This is a genomic window from Vibrio sp. T3Y01, assembly GCF_013114525.1.
Lineage (GTDB): Bacteria > Pseudomonadota > Gammaproteobacteria > Enterobacterales > Vibrionaceae > Vibrio > Vibrio chagasii_B.
The window spans coordinates 141,867-159,772 of record NZ_VTXJ01000010.1; the positions used below are offsets into that span (position 1 = coordinate 141,867).

The 17,906-nt window shown below is 41.4% G+C and carries 15 protein-coding genes; 9 read left to right on the forward strand and 6 right to left on the reverse strand.

The features are described 5' to 3' along the window. Window positions 1–125 precede the first annotated feature (125 nt). Window positions 126–746: a hypothetical protein gene (locus F0232_RS13180; RefSeq protein ID WP_004740072.1), complete on the reverse strand. Its 621-nt coding sequence runs from the start codon at window positions 744–746 to the stop codon at window positions 126–128. A gap of 422 nt (window positions 747–1,168) precedes the next feature. Here F0232_RS13180 and F0232_RS13185 point away from each other — a divergent pair, with 422 nt between their 5' ends. From F0232_RS13185 to F0232_RS13200, 4 genes are all read left to right on the forward strand, one after another. Continuing rightward, on the forward strand, window positions 1,169–1,645 hold the full coding sequence (locus F0232_RS13185; protein WP_008217326.1) for a hypothetical protein: 477 nt from the start codon (window positions 1,169–1,171) through the stop codon (window positions 1,643–1,645). Window positions 1,646–1,930: 285 nt separating this feature from the next. Then, window positions 1,931–2,200: a PTS sugar transporter subunit IIB gene (locus tag F0232_RS13190; protein ID WP_004740070.1), complete on the forward strand. Its 270-nt coding sequence runs from the start codon at window positions 1,931–1,933 to the stop codon at window positions 2,198–2,200. Window positions 2,201–2,210: 10 nt separating this feature from the next. Continuing rightward, window positions 2,211–3,467: a PTS ascorbate transporter subunit IIC gene (locus F0232_RS13195; RefSeq protein ID WP_004740069.1), complete on the forward strand. Its 1,257-nt coding sequence runs from the start codon at window positions 2,211–2,213 to the stop codon at window positions 3,465–3,467. Continuing rightward, on the forward strand, window positions 3,464–3,913 hold the full coding sequence (locus F0232_RS13200) for a PTS sugar transporter subunit IIA (RefSeq protein WP_061031278.1): 450 nt from the start codon (window positions 3,464–3,466) through the stop codon (window positions 3,911–3,913). The genes F0232_RS13195 and F0232_RS13200 overlap by 4 nt, the downstream gene beginning before the upstream one ends. A gap of 125 nt (window positions 3,914–4,038) precedes the next feature. On the opposite strand, the gene F0232_RS13205 is transcribed toward F0232_RS13200, so the two are convergent. Both F0232_RS13205 and F0232_RS13210 read right to left on the reverse strand, forming a co-directional pair. Beyond that, complete coding sequence (locus F0232_RS13205; RefSeq protein ID WP_239931458.1) at window positions 4,039–4,341, reverse strand: hypothetical protein; 303 nt, start codon at window positions 4,339–4,341, stop codon at window positions 4,039–4,041. 113 nt (window positions 4,342–4,454) lie between these two features. After that, on the reverse strand, window positions 4,455–5,729 hold the full coding sequence (locus tag F0232_RS13210; protein ID WP_105057968.1) for an HD-GYP domain-containing protein: 1,275 nt from the start codon (window positions 5,727–5,729) through the stop codon (window positions 4,455–4,457). A 223-nt stretch (window positions 5,730–5,952) separates the two neighbouring features. Between F0232_RS13210 and F0232_RS13215 the strand changes: the two genes are divergently transcribed. Next, complete coding sequence (locus tag F0232_RS13215; RefSeq protein WP_105057967.1) at window positions 5,953–6,489, forward strand: GNAT family N-acetyltransferase; 537 nt, start codon at window positions 5,953–5,955, stop codon at window positions 6,487–6,489. Window positions 6,490–6,593: 104 nt separating this feature from the next. Here F0232_RS13215 and F0232_RS13220 read toward each other — a convergent pair whose 3' ends face one another. Both F0232_RS13220 and F0232_RS13225 read right to left on the reverse strand, forming a co-directional pair. Continuing rightward, entirely contained in the window at window positions 6,594–7,943 is a 1,350-nt protein-coding gene (locus tag F0232_RS13220; RefSeq protein WP_061031282.1) for a HAMP domain-containing sensor histidine kinase, read from the reverse strand. Beyond that, window positions 7,936–8,625, reverse strand: a complete 690-nt coding sequence (locus tag F0232_RS13225) for a response regulator transcription factor (protein WP_061031283.1) — start codon at window positions 8,623–8,625, stop codon at window positions 7,936–7,938. The genes F0232_RS13220 and F0232_RS13225 overlap by 8 nt, the downstream gene beginning before the upstream one ends. A gap of 534 nt (window positions 8,626–9,159) precedes the next feature. Here F0232_RS13225 and F0232_RS13230 point away from each other — a divergent pair. From F0232_RS13230 to F0232_RS13245, 4 genes are all read left to right on the forward strand, one after another. Continuing rightward, window positions 9,160–9,717: a hypothetical protein gene (locus tag F0232_RS13230; RefSeq protein ID WP_061031284.1), complete on the forward strand. Its 558-nt coding sequence runs from the start codon at window positions 9,160–9,162 to the stop codon at window positions 9,715–9,717. Between the two features lie 111 nt (window positions 9,718–9,828). Next, window positions 9,829–11,772, forward strand: coding sequence for a bifunctional diguanylate cyclase/phosphodiesterase (locus F0232_RS13235; RefSeq protein ID WP_105057966.1), 1,944 nt, complete (start codon window positions 9,829–9,831; stop codon window positions 11,770–11,772). Between the two features lie 283 nt (window positions 11,773–12,055). Continuing rightward, a complete protein-coding gene (locus F0232_RS13240) occupies window positions 12,056–12,586 on the forward strand; it encodes an autotransporter domain-containing protein (RefSeq protein ID WP_061031286.1) in 531 nt (176 codons plus the stop codon). Between the two features lie 885 nt (window positions 12,587–13,471). After that, a complete protein-coding gene (locus F0232_RS13245) occupies window positions 13,472–15,214 on the forward strand; it encodes an EAL domain-containing protein (protein WP_061031287.1) in 1,743 nt (580 codons plus the stop codon). 58 nt (window positions 15,215–15,272) lie between these two features. On the opposite strand, the gene F0232_RS13250 is transcribed toward F0232_RS13245, so the two are convergent. Then, on the reverse strand, window positions 15,273–17,807 hold the full coding sequence (locus F0232_RS13250; protein WP_105057965.1) for an EAL domain-containing protein: 2,535 nt from the start codon (window positions 17,805–17,807) through the stop codon (window positions 15,273–15,275). Window positions 17,808–17,906 lie beyond the last annotated feature (99 nt).

Below are 17,906 nucleotides of genomic sequence, written 5' to 3' on the forward strand. Positions count from 1 at the left end.
TACAAAACGAACTAATTACCGCGATAATTCACTTTGTTAGTAATAAATAGGATAAGTACAAGTCACACTAAAACAAAAAGCCACAGAGCGTGGCTTTTTCAAAATATGATAGAAAACGAAAGTGATTAGTTTAGCAATGCACTTTTCACTTCAGTGTCTTGGAAGATTTCTTCGAAGCGTTGTTTATAAATAAGTTGCATCTCATTGATGATTGCACCGCCATCAGGCACATCATTCTCGCCTTGGAAGTTTTTGCTGAGTAACTTTTTGCCCGCTTCATCATAAATAATCACATTAACGTTGTACCAAGAATTGTCCGTGAACGCGTGAAAGTCATACTTCCATTCATTCAAGACGAACATCATTGATTTATTGTTGAACGCTTTCATCTGCTCAGCGACCTTGGTGATATCCTCTTCCGGTGTCGTTTCTACCGACTCAACGGCTACTTGCTGTTTTTTCAAGCCTGCTACTAATCTATCCGTTAAAAACTGAGACATTGGCTGCTGTGTCGCCGTGTTGTAGGTATAAGGAATACCTAATGAGCTGCGAATAATACCTTCGAACTTTGGCTCTTTATCGTGATCGAGAACGTATGGTCGCTTGTCGATCACAGCTATAGTCAGCGCTTTTTCTTGCGGAACTTCATTGAGTTGAGGCGCACTCTGCTCTGCGGTTAATACTGTTGCACAGCCAGAAAGCCCTAGAGATACTGCAGCAAGCAGTAAACTGACGAGTTTTTTCATTAGATTTACCTATCTTATTGTTTTGAATAGGCTGTTCTAACAAACATTGCCTCGCTCCGTAAATATTCATCAAATCAATAATTTATATAATCTTTATTTCTATAAATTAGCTCACACATCAGGTTGAATTTATTGAGTCGTCAATCAATAAAACGCTAAGTAACAAGCCCTTGTAAATGAGAGTTATGAAATGAACAAAATATGTTCAACCCATGTAGATCACCAAGTAAGCTCTTAGTTAATTCTGTGTGATTATTAGCAGTTTTCTGTGCTCTACCTCATTTACCGTGACTTCAAGATTCATCTTAAGTTTAGATACGTATATACTTTGTAGGTATCTCACCAAATAATATCTATAAAATACGAATAGAGCTGATCAGATATAACAGCCTTGAGACTAAGAGAGGAAACACGTGAAGAAAATGGAAGCTCCGCACGATATGAACATTGGAGCTAAATTCAAAACAAATAGACACGGTTATGTGACAGTAGTTGAATATTATAATACTCATACTGTTATCGTCGCGTTTGAAAACACCGGAAATATTCGAGCTATCAGTGCGGCTAAATTACGTACAGGCCAACTAACTGATCGTTCGGTTGCTCCTGAGTCAATTATGATTGGCGAACAGGTTGAATCGGTTAAACACGGAATATTAACCATTACTCAAGTTGAGTCTGAAAATATTGTTGTGTTAACAAATGCTGACAATGAAGAAATTAGAATGCTATTGCCAGCAGTACAAAAAATGAAAGACAAAGTTGAAGATATTGATGAAGATAAACTTGAAGCATCAAAACCAACTTCTCTAAGCCAGTTAACTAAAAGAAGTAAAAAGACTAAAGACGTTAATAGCATGCTTAAGAAAATGCTTACCGATTACGGAAGATACGATTAATTCAACATTTAATCTTAGCTAAACCTTTCAAGATTCAAATTCTAATATCCAAATAAAGATCCTCCTCCCTATCTAAATAAAAGACGTTGCATATTCAAGTGAGAACTTAATTTGATCAAGATCCCACTCTGAATTTCTCGCGCAATTTAACGAGATCTGCGTCACAATCTCATTTTGACTTTGTGACGCAAGTCTTATTGAAATCTCAATATTTCCATTAATATGCTCCCACACAATAAGAGAACGAAGTTTCTCAAACCTTAAAATCCAATCGAGACAAATATTATGAAAAAGATTCTTGTAGTTTGCGGTAACGGCCTTGGTACTTCTCTAATGATGGAAATGGCAGTGAAAGATGTGGCTAAGAAAATTGGTTTTGAAGCTGAAGTTGATCACGAAGATCTATCTTCTGCAGCATCAAGCACTGCGGATATCTGGGTTGCTGCAACTGACGTTGCGAATCAACTAAAAGAAGCGGGTAAAGAAAACATCATCAGTCTACAAAATATTTTTGACAAAGCATCAATCGAAGAACAACTAAAAACTTTCATGTAAGGTCAAAATTATGCAAAACTTTTTCGAGTTTATGCTTGGCTTATTAAAAGAGCCAGCAATCATGGTGGGTTTAATTGCTTTCATTGGCTTAGTTGCACAGAAAGCAGATATTTCTACCATTCTTAAAGGCACAATTAAAACCGTAATGGGTTTCCTAATTTTAGGTTTTGGTGCTGGTGCTCTAGTTGGCGCACTAAATAATTTCTCAGTAGTATTTACTGAAGCATTCGGCGTAAGTGGTGTTATTCCAAATAACGAAGCAATTGTGGCATTAGCACAAGAAGCATTCGGTTATGAAATGGCTCTAATTATGTTCTTCGCATTCGTTGTAAATATTTTATTGGCTCGTTTAACACCTCTAAAATATATTTTCTTAACGGGTCACCACACAATGTTCATGTCTATGCTGGTTGCAGTTATCCTGTCTACAGCGAACATTCAAGGTACAGCTCTAGTTGCAATTGGTTCGATCATTGTGGGTTCACTGATGGTTATCATGCCTGCACTTGCTCAGAAATACACAGAGAAAGTAATGGGTACCGATCAACTAGCGATGGGTCACTTCTCAACATTCTCATACCTAGTGTCTGGTTTCATTGGCAGTAAGTTCGGTGACACCTCAAAAACAACTGAAGACATTAATGTACCTAAGAGCCTAATGTTCCTACGTGACACGCCTGTCGCAGTAGCAACAACCATGGCAATCTTCTTCATGTTTGCTTCGATTGTGGCTGGCGGTGAGTTCGTAGAAACCGTTTCAAATGGTCAAAACTGGGTTGTGTTCACATTCATGCAGTCTCTTGTGTTTGCCGGCGGTGTTTACATCGTACTGCAAGGTGTGAAGATGTTAATTGCTGAAATCGTTCCTGCATTTAAAGGTATCTCAGACAAACTAGTACCTGGCGCAAAACCTGCTCTAGACTGCCCAATGGTATTCCCTGTGGCACCAAACGCGGTACTAATCGGCTTCCTTTGTTCTTTCGCTGCTGGCCTACTAGCAATGGCAGTACAAGGTGCACTTGGTTGGACAATCATTGTAGCGGGCGTCGTTCCTCACTTCTTCGTAGGTGGTGCGGCAGGCGTTTACGGTAACGCAACTGGCGGCCTACGTGGTGCGATTCTAGGTTCATTCACTCAAGGCCTATGTATCTCTTTCTTGCCTATGCTACTGCTTCCTGTTCTTGGCGGACTTGGCCTTGAAGCAACAACATTTGCTGACTTCGACTTCGGTGTGGTTGGTCTGATTCTAGGGTGGATTGTTTCATGAGTTTATTCGATTTAGTCGGTAACCAAGGCGTTATCATCAACTCTGAAGAAAACCTAACGGTTGATGCTGCGATTGATGTGACATGTTCAACACTACTAGCGAGCAACAAGATTGAAGCAAGCTACGTTGAAGCCATCAAACAAAAGCACAAGGACATTGGCGCGTACTATGTTCTAGCTCCAAAGATTGCAATGCCTCATGCTCGTCCTGAAGACGGCGTAAACGAAGCATCACTGCAGGTGACTGTATTCAAAAAAGGTGTTGATTTAGAGTCGGAAGATAACGGCGACGTTTACCTTTCAATCACTCTAGCGGCAATGGATTCAGATAGTCATATCCATACCATCATGGCGCTATCAGAGCTGTTCCAAAATGATAATGACATTGATGCCATTATCGCTGCAGAAACAGAGCAAGAGATCATCGAGATCTTAAAGCGATACTAACCTCGATATATTGCCCCTGAGCGACCAAGCCCCCAAATAAAAAGCGATAGCCTCGGCTATCGCTTTTCTGTCTCTCTTTAATCAATGCCAATTGATCAGCAAACTCGATTTATTGTCCTTACGGTTTACTGAGCCCTTGGTTTGATCATCTTAAAATCATAAAGACCGTCGTTGGCGGCTCTCTCCTTGAACAACAACTCCCCGTTATAAAACGTAAAAGCGAGCAAATCACGCTCATACTCATAAATATAAGCAACCGCTCCATCACTGTTGATGACCTGATCAGGTTGACCTAATCGATCAGTCACATCTTCAATGTTCGCTTGTCGATCGACTAGTTGTTCCAAACCGGCTTCATCGTAGCCACCTTCATCCATACAACCTGATAAAGCGGCAACCAAAGCTAGCAGTATGATTTTCGTTCTCAACAGCTTATTCCTTGAATGGTTTTTACAACCATATCAGTAGCCTTGCTACATCACTGTAAGTTATTGTAAACGCGCAACTAAAATGAGAGAGGATTAGAGCTGCTCTAAGATGATCACATTTCGTAAACCGGGTAAGCCCACTTATCGGTTGATAGCTCAAAGCAATACTGAGCGTGCTTCTTCAAACACTCAAACACTTCGCGGTCGAGCTTATGATTCTCAACGTGCTCAGTCAAAATCGCCATCGTCTCTTCCAGTGTCATTCCCTTTCGATACGGGCGAGATTGGCTCAATGCTTGGAACACGTCTACAACGGCTACAATTCGACTGGGCTGATCCAATTCTTCTGCTGTTTTACCCATTGGATAACCAGAACCATCTAGCCTTTCATGATGATTCGACGCCCACTCACAAATCTGAGGTGAACTAAACAGCTCCTGAAGTGCGAACCGTGTATCTGTCGCATGACGCTTAATGCAGCAATACTCTTCATCGGTGAGAAAACCCGGTTTATGAAGAATATCACCAGGTGTTTGTAACTTGCCGATATCGTGTACCAAACCAGCTAAATAGAGCTTACGCTGCGTTGTATATGAGTAACCCAATTGCTTGGCGAGATACTCTGAAAGCTGCCCTACCTTCAACGAATGCTTAAAGGTAAACGAGCTCTTGGTATCCACCACATTGGCAATAAACTCAGCAAAAGCGACCGTTTCATCCAACGACATCTGTTGAGAGAAGAATGGCACGGGCTCAAAATTGTCCCTCATGTTTTCGATGTAAGGGATCTCCATCGAGAACCAGAAGTCGTCCAAATCGACAAGCTCACACATATGTTGCACAAGGTTAGTTTCGAACATCTCATCTGCTTGTTCAGTCAAGCGTTCGATAATGCTCGCTTTACCATCAGGAGTAAGGTTGCCATAGCGATCGGAAGACGTAATGCCATAGAGATAATCAACCCTATCGGCAAGCATGACAATGGCGGCTAGCTCTTTCTCTAATTCACTAATAGGTAACGCTTTAAGCTCCACCCAAGGGGTGTGATGATAAAGCACTGGTTTAGAGAATATCGAAAGTACGGGACACTCTTTTAAGATTTGGTAGCCTTTCTGACAATGATGGTGGGTGGAATCAGGAACAAAACCTGAGACCAAACTGAGCTGTTCATCAATTTGGGATACACCACAGTCGTGAATGAGCCCCAACGAGAACGCAAGCTGTGCTTGTTCCTCTTCCCAACCCACACTCAGGGCACAGCGGTAAGCGATATAACCGACTCGTTGCCCATGATTTTTGCTTTCAAAACCTACGTTATCAAGCGCCTTAGCTATACCAAATAGAGCCTTTCTAAGGTCTACGGTTACGTCTTGGCAATGTTGATTCATTACTTAAGCCTAGAATTTTTATTGTTCTTATATATTTAGGCTGCCAATACTAATGCATAGTTAATGTTTATATACACAACTAATGTAAGGTTTAATGAGTTTCGTGATAGATCTAACGTATCACGGAAAAATCGTGCTACAAATGGTTGCATATTAAAAAACATGCGACATCATGTTTTGCCGACTAAAATCCACTCAACTGAAAAGTCAAAAAAGGAAATGCATGTTTAAAACAGTTATCGATGACGAATTGTCTATTGCTTTGGTTGAAGAGCGTTTCGCCTCTCACTATGCGGAAATCTCACAAAGTCAAAATGAGTATTTAAGTCAGTGGCTTGTATGGCCGCCACATTGTAAAACCGAACAAGATTTTAGGCTCTTCGTGCAGCGCTCACTACACGATTACGCAGAAGGTAAAAGTATGACCTGTGCCATCGTGTACCAAGACAACATCGTTGGTAACTGTAGTTTCAATACCATTGATCATGATATGCAGAAGGTAACGATAGGTTATTGGCTGTCTGAACCATACCAAGGAAGGGGAATTGTCACGCGTGTGGTTAAAAAGCTGATTGATATTGCTTTCCATGAGTTAGATATGGAGAAAGTTGAAATATCTGCCGCCGTCGAGAACCAAAGCAGCCGCAAGGTTTGTGAGCGCTTACAATTTAATTTAGAAGGTATCATTACTCGTAGCGAGAACTTGAACGGTCGTATCGTTGATCACGCAATCTATGGTCTCCACCGTTCAAAACAGTAGCCGTTTCTGGTTAAGAAGCCACGATTTAAACTATTGGGTGTCAGTTCAAACCATGGCTTTTGTTTTTCCTAAGCGAGTGTAGGCTCAATAAAGATAAATAACGGTTAAACCGCCTTAGCAATCACAATCGTGAACTTAGCCCCACCATGAATGCTACCATCGATCTTGATACTCCAACCTAACTTCTTCGCCGCAGAGTTTGCAATGGCAAGCCCCAATCCAAAACCACCGGTTGAAGCGCTTCTGCTCGAGTCTAAGCGAGAAAATGGAACAAAGACTTCATCACGACGCTCCTCAGGAATACCAGGCCCATTGTCCTCAACGACTACTAGCCAGCTTTCTGAGTTTTCATCTAAAGTCAGCCAAACATGGTCTTTAGTATAGTTGCCAGCATTCTTAAGGATGTTATCAAACACCAAGCGAGCCATTGAGCAATCACACTTAATCGTACAGTCTTGATTCACCTTTGATTCAAATGTCACATTGTCCAACTCAGAATAACGAATCCGGTCTAAACAATATTCAAGTAAACTCGCTCTTACTTTCACCAACTCGAAGAAGGAATTGTCCATAACATTTAACTTCGAGAGCATAATGATCTCTGATGTGAGCTCGTTGATATCGTCCACGTAGGTATCAATATCATCAAAAAGTGCTTGATGCTGCTCAGGCGCTCCTCGTCTCAGTATGTCAGTAGCTAACTGTATTCGGCTCAACGGAGTACGAACTTCATGGGGAATTGCTTGAGCAAATATATGGCTCTCTTTCACCTTGCTTTCTATCTCTTCAGCCATGCAATTAAAACTGCTAGCCAACTCGGAAACAGGATGAATATATTCAGCCTCAGAACGCGTACTCAGTTTACCTTTACCAAACTGTTTCTGCTTCTCAACTAACGACTCAATTCTCTCTTGAAAGCCTCTAACCGGTAAGTAAACACTAGCTCCAATCGCAATGATGACCGCGAGCAGAAGTCCAATTAAAAAGTGTCGCTCTGAATCCTCATACCATTCAATTTCAGGAGAAAAGAAGTCCCCTACTTCACAGAATGCAAAGCTAAACTTGGAATTCGGCAGTTGGTACACAGCCGAGTACAAGTTGTTTTCGCTAAGGTAAATAGGCACACCATTTAAGATGGTGTGTAACTCACATCGTTGACAAGGAGGTTCTCCCGACCAATTCTCTAACAGGCGTAAATTGAAAATAAAAAACTGTTGGTGACCTGTTCTATCGAGTTCCTTGTAGAGCGAATCTTCTTTGTCGCGATGCTGGATATACTGCTCAACAAAGTACAACCCATCATTGAGAAAGGTCTCAATCTCTGTTCTTCGCATATGTCCTTCACCAAGGTGTAGGAACAAAAATATTGTCGCCGACATCCCTGTAACAATACCAAGGTAGAGCCGAGCAAACATCGAAACAGAACGAAGCTTCTTTTTAATAAATTTAAGCAACCAGCATATACCCCTTATTACGTACAGTGCGTATTAACTGTTTGTCTTTTGCATGGACGCGCAGCTTTCGGCGTAAACCAGATACACGCATATCAATCGAACGATCGTTAAACGCGTAATCTATTCCTCGGAATAGCTGGCAACATTGGTCTCGGGTAACGACTTGGCAAACATTCTTAACAAGAAGGTTCAAAATCTCAAACTCTGCGGATGTGAGCTTCAAGTTTTGTCCGTATAAAGTGGCACTTTGGGCGGCGTTATTGATGACGATCTCACACTGGTTTTCCGGCACCGTTTCCGCCGTTGTTATAACCGGCGTTGCACGTCTCAACAGAGCTTCGATTCGGGCCAGCAATGCATGACCTCGTATCGGCTTAGCCACATAATCATCAGCACCGAACTTAAATAAGCTTACTTCACTCATTTCATCAGCAGAGGCAGTCAGCACTAAGATCATTCCATTGTAAAACTCACGAGCCTCTCGGCAGATTTGTGCGCCACTCATACCTGGTAGCATAAGGTCCAACAGCACTAAATCAGGTTCAATACTTCGGATAGCTTCAAGTGCCAAGTTTCCCTCATGAACGACGCTCACTTCATACCCTTCCGCCTCTAGGTAGAGTGTGGTTAAACGAGCGATCTCTTGGTCATCTTCGACAATGAGTACTTTGGTTTTCGACATATCTATCACCAGTATTTATTAAAAGCGTGGGCAGTATATATACTGGTCATATATCATCAATATTGTTATTAGAGTCAAGCCTTTACCGTACGCAAAACATAATAATCATATTTGTACATCTACGTTTACAAAATTAGACAACAGGTCGTCTGTAAGCTCCGATTTATATAGGCTCCGCAAAATGACACCGATTGCATTTAATGTCGTATCCCATCGTAATCGCTTACACTTGCTTTATTTTCTTACCCACACTTACATTAAAATTGTTTACAAAAAACAATCAAATCAACCATCTTTTAACCAGTCACACTGCAGTTTATAAAACCAAGGAATAGACCCAGTTTAGATTTAAAAACCAAAAAGTTCGACTGACCACTAAAGGAAACCGATTACCTGTTTCACTCATCAGCACTTTCTTTTTTTGCTCCCCCATTCCTTCCTATAAAGTCATTACCACTTCAAGTAACATTCACAATATCAATAGATGGCTTTGTAATTTGTCATTTAATCACTCCTTAGAGGGACCCTCTTAAAATGAATAAACCGCTTTCGCTGTTACTGGCTACGTCTGCTTTATTTTCAGTACCTTTACTTGCTGATACGGATAAGCAAGAAACGATAAAAAAGATTCAATCTCAGGTAAGTTCTTGGATTGATATTCAGGTCGCTCCGCAAAGCAGCATTATTCAAAAAATGGTCTTTGACTGTGAATTTTATAGCGCAACGCCTTATATCAAGTCTCCAGATGGTAGTGAAAGCAGTTCAGGTTCATACCGTTTCTACTCACAAAAAGGTGTATTAGGTACCGTCACTGAACCGTTTACGACTCAGCCACTGCCTGAATTAACCATGTGCTTAAAAGAAGATTTCACCCTAGCGAATCAAGACCAAGCGCAACTTCTATTCGAAGCTATCGAAACGGTCTATCCAAATCATTCTATGTTTGATGAGAACTTCCCAAAGGAAATCATAAAGAAACCAAATGGATGGCATTTTATTGATGGTGAAATCTTCGATGATAAAAAAGGCTATATCATCGAGACAACTCCGGAAGGGAAAGTGACCAAGATCATCCGCTCGTTAAACCTATAAACACACCTTTCTCACTAATATGGAGAGGGTTTGATTTGTATTAATAAGTCACCGAAGTAGGCCTGCCTGCTCGGTGGCATCGAACTAAAACTTCCTCACGTAGAGTCCAGCATGATGACAAGTTATCAATCTTTCGAGTACCTAAAGTGCCCTATTTGGATATATGACATCGATAACAAAAGAATCACATGGGCAAACCAAAGTGCTCTTCCTTTGTGGGAGGCAGAATCTTTGTTTGAACTGACGTCACGCGACTTTAGTGTCGAGATGTCAAAGGCAATAGAGGCGACTCTCGAAGAGTATCAAAGGCAATTTCTACGTGGTGAAAACATCAAAACATGGTGGAACTTCACCCCCAAATACATAGCCAAACGCGCACTATGCCAGTTTTCCGGCATTCCTTTACCTGATGCTCGAACGGGCATGTTAGTTCAAGTTGTTGCCGAAGAAGGCAGCCTTAAGCACGATCTCGCTTACTCAGACGGAGCGAACCTTTCTCTATTATGTGACCGTTCAGGTAAGATAGTAAGCACTAACTCCGCGTTTAATCAAAACTATGGCTCACCGTTTGCCACCCTCTCCGATTTTCTTTCCAGCGAAGAAACCGCAGCTCATTGGCTATTTTCAGCACGAACGGGGCAAGAGATCCTAGAAGAAGTGAGCTGTACAATAGGTGACAAAACCCATCACTTTGACGTTCAAGGCAAGTGGCTGTTCGATAAGAGCGAGCTACTGTTAGACCTAACCTGTACCACCAAACAAAAAGAAAAGCTGATAAAAGCCAGGTACAACGCGGAGCACGATTACTTAACAGAACTTCATAACCGTAGAGGGATCAACAACTTACTGCAAACCAGCATTGCCTACCGCTCCCCTTTTGAGTTGATGTTTGTTGACCTTGATGGCTTTAAGCTGGTCAATGACACCTATGGGCATAGCGTAGGAGATCAGTTGCTAAAACAAGTCGGTGAGCGCCTAAAACAACTAGTTGATGAAACCTGCATGATTGGTCGCTTTGGTGGCGATGAGTTCATCGTGATCGCTCACGCCTGCCGAAATCAAAACATTCCTCTGCTTTGCACGCGCATTATTGATGCACTAAACCGAAGTTTTCATATCAGTGGAATCGGTACTCTGTCTGTGGGTTGCAGCATAGGTACTGCAAACTTTCCAGATAACGCCATAGACCAAGAGTCCTTACTAAAACAAGCGGGGATGGCAATGCACATGGCAAAAGCTAACGGACGTAACCGCTTCCAAACTTTCACCCCGAGCTTAGCTCGTGCGCTTCATCGGAAAGTAGAAATTCGCCATCGCTTAGCTCGTGCCCTAGAGAATGAAGATCTCGCACTCCATTACCAACCGATCATGGATACCAGTGGCGATAAAGTGAAAGGCTTCGAGGCACTGCTTCGGTGGTCAGATAAAGATTTAGGGGACATTAGACCTGACGAGTTTATCGCTCTAGCAGAAGAAACAGGTCAGATTGTTCCACTTGGAAAGTGGGTGCTCAACTCCGCGCTTAAGCAGCTATCCATTTGGCACCGAGAATTTGATAACCAACTAACGATGAGTATCAACATCTCGAGTATTCAAATGCATGCAACCTTTGCAGACCAACTATCTGCAATGCTCAACTTCTACAATATCCGACCTCAGAGCATCGCCCTTGAGATCACTGAGTCATCCATGATTTTCAAACATGGCGAAGTTAGACAAGCATTGTGCGACATTGCCAAGTTGGGTGTGGAACTGCACCTGGATGACTTTGGTACTGGTTACTCTTCTCTATCTATGTTGCATGACCTACCTATTAGTACCGTTAAGCTTGATAAAAGTTTTGTGCACGGGTCACACAAAGGCAGCAAAGCCATTGTTCAAGCAACCCAAGCTATCTGTGACAAGTTAGGGCTAAAAGTGGTCGCGGAAGGTGTTGAGACAGAAACGCAGAAGGACTTCTTGGTCGACTGTGGTTACCAATATCTGCAGGGATTCTTGTTTAGTAAGCCTATCCCTTCAAATGAAGTCGAAAGCCAGTTCTTATTCCTTCGATAAGTCGGTGCTATTCACTTGAAATAGCGAGTAAACAATAGTGGTGAGTATAGACTCAAGCATCGTGTATTTGGCCTAACAACCTGCTTGAACATATCGATCTTTTAGCACCCGACGACAGTATGTTTCTAACTCATAAAATCTTGCCTTCGTCTCAATATTTCAGCTATCTATCCGCTCTTTATGTCAATTCTTGTTCAGCTCAAATGTGACCTTTTGTCGACTCATATTTGAGCTTCGATATTTTGTAGACTGATTTCGTCCATACAAAATGAGAAAGAGAATCATGAAAAAGAACCACTTAGTCTTACCAGCCATCGCTGTCGTTACAGCTTGCTTACCATTGTCTGCACTCGCAAGTGACCGCGACAACTCTATTGAGGCCGGTGTGACATTTATTGGGAATCAAGAGCTAGCAACCTTTGGCTATAGTAAAGCCCTATCGAATAATATTGTTGTCGGTGGTGGCTTTTCATTAGGCACGGAAGCGGTAGATTTGGACGAGCCAAACTCACAAGATGCATGGGGCTTATATTCCAACATTGGCTACCGATTTGAAATTGCCGAGTTTGATATCATCCCTAAGGTTGGTATCAACTACTTAAATGCCGATGTGGAATCGGGAAACGCTTCTTTCAACGACATCAATATCGATAATGTTTATGGTTCAGTGGGCGCCACAGTGAACTGGCGTATGATAGGTCTTACGGTGGATTACGGAAAGATCAATGATTCAGCAATGGTACCCGACGGTTCAGGTAGCACCAAACCATTCGAAGAAGATGTCGTACGTGTTACAGCAAGCTTCAACTTCTAACCTTTAGCTTTCCACTTATGTAAAAAGAAAAGCTGTCAAAAAATGGCTTAAAAGGAAGCCTAACAAGGAAGTCCGCAAAAGAAAGTCGACAAAAGCTCCTATTAGCCTGCCTAATTAGGGGCTTTCTGTTTGTAAAGCAATCAATAAGGGTGAAATTTGATTTAAACCTTTAATATAACAAGGTTTAATTTGAGTGCTAGATATTATACGAACCTGACTCATATCGATTCAAAATATCTCCTAACAAAATAGAGTGCAAACACCAACCAAAATCAGAACAATCATGGAATCAATATCACAATTTACACTTGCATCTAGACCTAAAATTAGCCACGTCCTGAAAAATCAAATTCAGATTTATTTTTAATCAATAAAAATTAGCAGCCATGATTTAAAGCCTATAAAAAAACCACTAATGATATTCCTATCAATACAGTTAATTTAAAAAATAAATAGATATAAACCAGAAATTAAATGATATTAATATCATCCTAAACCTAGTTATTAAACTTTATCCTGAAAATTTATGATAAATCTACCTCATAAGTAGACATCAAAAACACCACGCCCATCAATATTAGCACTACCTAAAATTGCAGCTGAAACCGCCGATATAGAAGCTGACAAATGGATAAATACCAAAACAAATGGATAAATCCCCCTTGTCTCTTGTAAAACCACGGCTTTCATTTATAAATTCAACTTTTGGGTGAACATCTCTACAACCTTTCATTACAGCCCGAATTCTGCGATTAGTATCAACATCTTGAGAGAAATGGTGACATTTTAGTTATGTTATTTAGAACGGACTCTTGGGTTGAATGACAATCCCAGCCACACATATCAATCACACAAATATAATAACTATCGCTTAGGAGTTGAGCTATGCACTGTTCTTTCAATATAAATAACAATAATGAAAGCTTGCAACTAATCTATAATGAAGAAAAAATATATATAAAGAGAGACAGTAATAAGATATCAGAGGAAACTCTTAATAGTAAAGAGAGTTTTGTCTTCAAGTATTTAATTGAAAATGCTTCAATTTCAAATCCTCAATCTGCCCGAGATGTTGAGGAGTCATTTAAATTACATTTTGATGAAGAGTTTAGTTTATATGCATTAAAAAACATTATCGCTTCTATAAGAAAGAAGTACCGAAACCTATGTAAGAAGGCAAAGGTTGATAATAATAGCGAACTCATTTCCAATCTCTATAAAGTCGGGTACTTCATTGATCTCGACAAAAGCTCAGAAAACCGCATCGCCCCCAAGCACAACATCAACCAGTTCAAACCTAGCCAGATAATGATGCTAAAGTTGATGCTCAACACTTATTACAAGGAGTTGATCAGGTCTCTGATAACCGTACTCACTGTGACTTCACTCTCTCTATTCGTTGTCTACTTTTTCCAAATCCTTTATACAACGAAAATTGCTAATGAATACAGCGAGAACACCAAGCACATAGCAGAAGAGGTAATGGATTACGGCTGTGATAGCGCGGGCGCGGTACACTCGTTAAGGCACTCGCTTAACCTCGATTCGGTGGTTATGACTACACCTTATGGTTCATGCTACATCTCTAAAAGTCGTTCTCAGTATGTTGAGCTCGATCAGATTGATGATTTTTACGATAGTGCTGATTTTGTTTATTCTCGTTTCAGTAACCCTGAAAATAATACCAAGCTAACGGTTCGTATTTCCAAAGGTTCTATTGAAGCGCGTTACAGAAACTCATTACTGCCTCTGCTGGTTGATTCCGTCTCTATTCAAAAGAATGGCTACTACATTCTCAACCTTGGCAATAACAGCCAGTCAATTTACACCTCACTGCTACCAAGCGGTGCTACCATCACCTTCTATAGTGACGATATCATTGCACTATGGAGCGTGCTGTCACTATTGCTCGCAATCCTACTCTATCGCTCTTATATTCTAGGGTTCTTTATCTATCTCTTTCGCTGGAAGCACATCTCGTTTGAAGAAGAACCAATCATCAATACAGAAGACAACACCGTTTTATACTACGAGTTGTTGTCTCGGGTACGTAATGTCGGTGTTCTTAGCTTTATTAATACGATGAGACGCACCAACCTACTGACTTTTCATACCATTTTGCTTATTGAAACGGTAAGAAACGCCAAGTTGCACAACAGCCACGAGATCTATGGTGTCAACGTATGCCCGAGTGCGTTAGTAGGGAATAATTTTTCCAAACTCAAAGAGCATTTGGACGCAATGGAAGCGAATGAGTTTGTCGTCGAGATCACGGAGTACTCAAACATTGGTTATGGCTGTGAAGTCATCGATAACATCAAAGCGATCAAGAAGCTCGGGATCACCATCGCCTTGGATGATTTTGGCACAGGTAACAACAACATCGAAATCATTAGCGTGATCTCCCCCACCTACCTGAAACTAGATCGCTGTTTCGTTAAAGACATTGAATCAGGGGAACATCAACAAGGTGTACTACTGAACATCTCTGAAATTGGCCGCTTATCAAACATCACGATGATTTATGAGGGTGTTGAAACGCGCAGACAACAGTACATATTGTGTCAATTGGGCTACAACTTGCATCAAGGTTACCTTTATAGCCGCCCTCAAAGTACAACGAGCTAACCTCTTGTAAACGCTTAACCGTATCAAGGTACCTGTGGACTCAAAGTCATCGATTGAATTAAGCGTTGTTGCACTTGAGGCTTTCAGAGTTCACAGGAAAATAGGCGTCTAGTAATCCTTTAGCAGTCAGTGGCTTATCAAAGTAATAACCTTGTAGTAAGTCACAATGGTATTGCTGCAACTTTTCCATCTGCTCAGGGGTCTCTACGCCTTCTGCCACGACTTTCATCTGGCAAGAGGCGCCAATATCAATAATGGCTTTTACCAAAGTCTCACTGTGCTGACTGGAATTCAGTTTGCCGATGAAAGATCGGTCGATCTTTATCTCTGTGATTGGAAGAGTATTAAGGTAGTTGAGTGATGAAAAACCGGTACCAAAGTCGTCAAGCGAGATACCAAACCCATAATCTCGGAGCCTTCTCAGTATCGGCTCGACGATATGCAGGTCTTTAATTAGGATATTTTCCGTCAGTTCAAGAGTCACTCGCTGAGGAGCAATGCCGACTTGTTCCACTAGACAAATCACCTTCTCGTCAAAACCAAGTTCGAATACCTGCTTGGGGGACACATTCACCGATACACACACAGCCCCAGGTCTGTTTGGCATCAAGTTAAGGGTGTCTTCACATGCTTTCCTCAACACAAATTCACCAATCTCGTGAATTTTTCCGACTCGCTCTGCCGCAGGAATAAAGTCTAACGGAGACACAAAACCAAGTAAGCTATTGTTCCAACGACACAGCGCTTCAACCCCTTTGAGCTGTTTGGAGTGAGAGTCCACTTGAGGTTGATAGAACACGCTGAACTCGCCGCGTTCTAAGGCGGTTTCTAACTGCTTTTCAACCGCATAGTCATACTTCACCTTTCGATTGATCACATCATCGTAAAACACCGCATCACCTTTGTTCGACTCCTTTGCCTTGTAGAGAACAATGTCCGCTTTGGTCAGTAACTCTTCGACTTCCGTACCATCATAAGGGTACATAGACACGCCTGCCGAACACCGTGTAGAAACGCTTGTCCCCTTGAGATTAAAGGATGGCTTGAAGACATCTTGTATTTGTTGAACCTTCCGCTCAGCTTCAATAAGATCTTGAATGCTTGGTAAACAGAAAACGAACTCATCCCCTCCAAAACGAGAAACAACATCGTTCTCTCCTAAAATCTCTTCAAAGCGCTTACCTATCTGCTTGAGCAGTTCGTCTCCACTCGCATGACCAAATTGATCATTGATACGCTTAAAGTTATCTAAATCAACAAAGACTAACGCCACCAACTTACCCTCAAGTTTTGAGTGAGCAATGGCACGGCTAACTTGAAGCTCTAGTTCAGAACGATTGGGGAGTGCCGTCAACGAGTCGTGTTTTGCCATATGTTGCAGTCGACGGCGACTGTTTTGGATTCGGCTAAAATCGTCTGCAATTCTCTGCTCCATTTGAGAGAAGCGAGTGGATATTCTTCGACTAATAAGGGCGCTGATGAAAATACAGCTCATCGTCACCAACACACTCAATATAAGAACAAGACCAAATTCGTTACGCGATTCAGCTAACAACTCATTTTTTCGTTTCTCTATCGAGGCGTTGACATTATTCAAGTACACGCCTGTACCGACGATCCAGTTCCAATCACCGACCTTTTTGACATAGCTACTTTTAGGGCCAATAACGCCATTTTTATCAGCGGTAACATAATCAACGAATCCTCCCTCTTTAGATTTCGCTAGAACATCTTGCTTAAAGCGACTTCCAAGGTCATCGTAGACGTTAACCCCTTGCCCTATATGAATTCGATTTGCGTGGAGTAAGCTGTCACCATTTTTTTCAAAAACAAACAGATAGCCATTGTCACCCACGATTACTCTCGACAATATTTCTAGAATCCTTTGATAACTGGCTCGCTTAACATCATCGAGAGACACGCCAGTACCAAAGTACCAGTCAAAGGGCTCAAATCGGCGAATATAGGTTAATTTCTCATAGTGCGTACTTTCGATATACGGCTTCTTTATATCTCGCCCCTCTAGTTCTGGGCGCGGAACGAAATACCGAGAAAACGCGCCATTACTCCGTTTAAGAAGTTCAATTTGCTCTTTGATGACAGCCACACCTTGAGTGTCTGTTGTCTTAAGTTGATTGGTGTTTTCAATTTCTGGGTTAAGAGGATGAACGAGTGACGTACCCTGCATGTCATAGGCGTAGATATATTCTTGTTTTTCAGCATAACTCAGCTTTCTGATCTCATTTAAAATCAGTTGCTTAAGTTTGTCTTCTGGCAGGTGTTGGTTCGAAGAGTAGATATTTTGAGCCGCAGTGTATGCCCTATCTAACCGTCGAGTAATGCGCTTTTTTACTTCATCTTCAACAAGGCGTTGAGTGTGTGTAATTTGCTGAGAAACCTGAAGCACCTGCGCCTCAATAGAGCCTTTTTGGGCGGCAATATAGTCGGTTCGAATTAACTCAACCAACGCCTTAACCTTTTGATTCACACTCTTGAACATCGCCATATTCAAGATGATCGCAGAAAAGATGATGATGGTTATTGGCAAATACTTGGTAAACCAGACCAATTTTTTGTCATTAATGTGCAACATACGAACTCAACACCACAGTACGGAGTGCCATATAGTAACGTTGTTTTTACTGAACATCCAACCATAAAAATATTATATTAATTTTTATAAAAGTCTTGC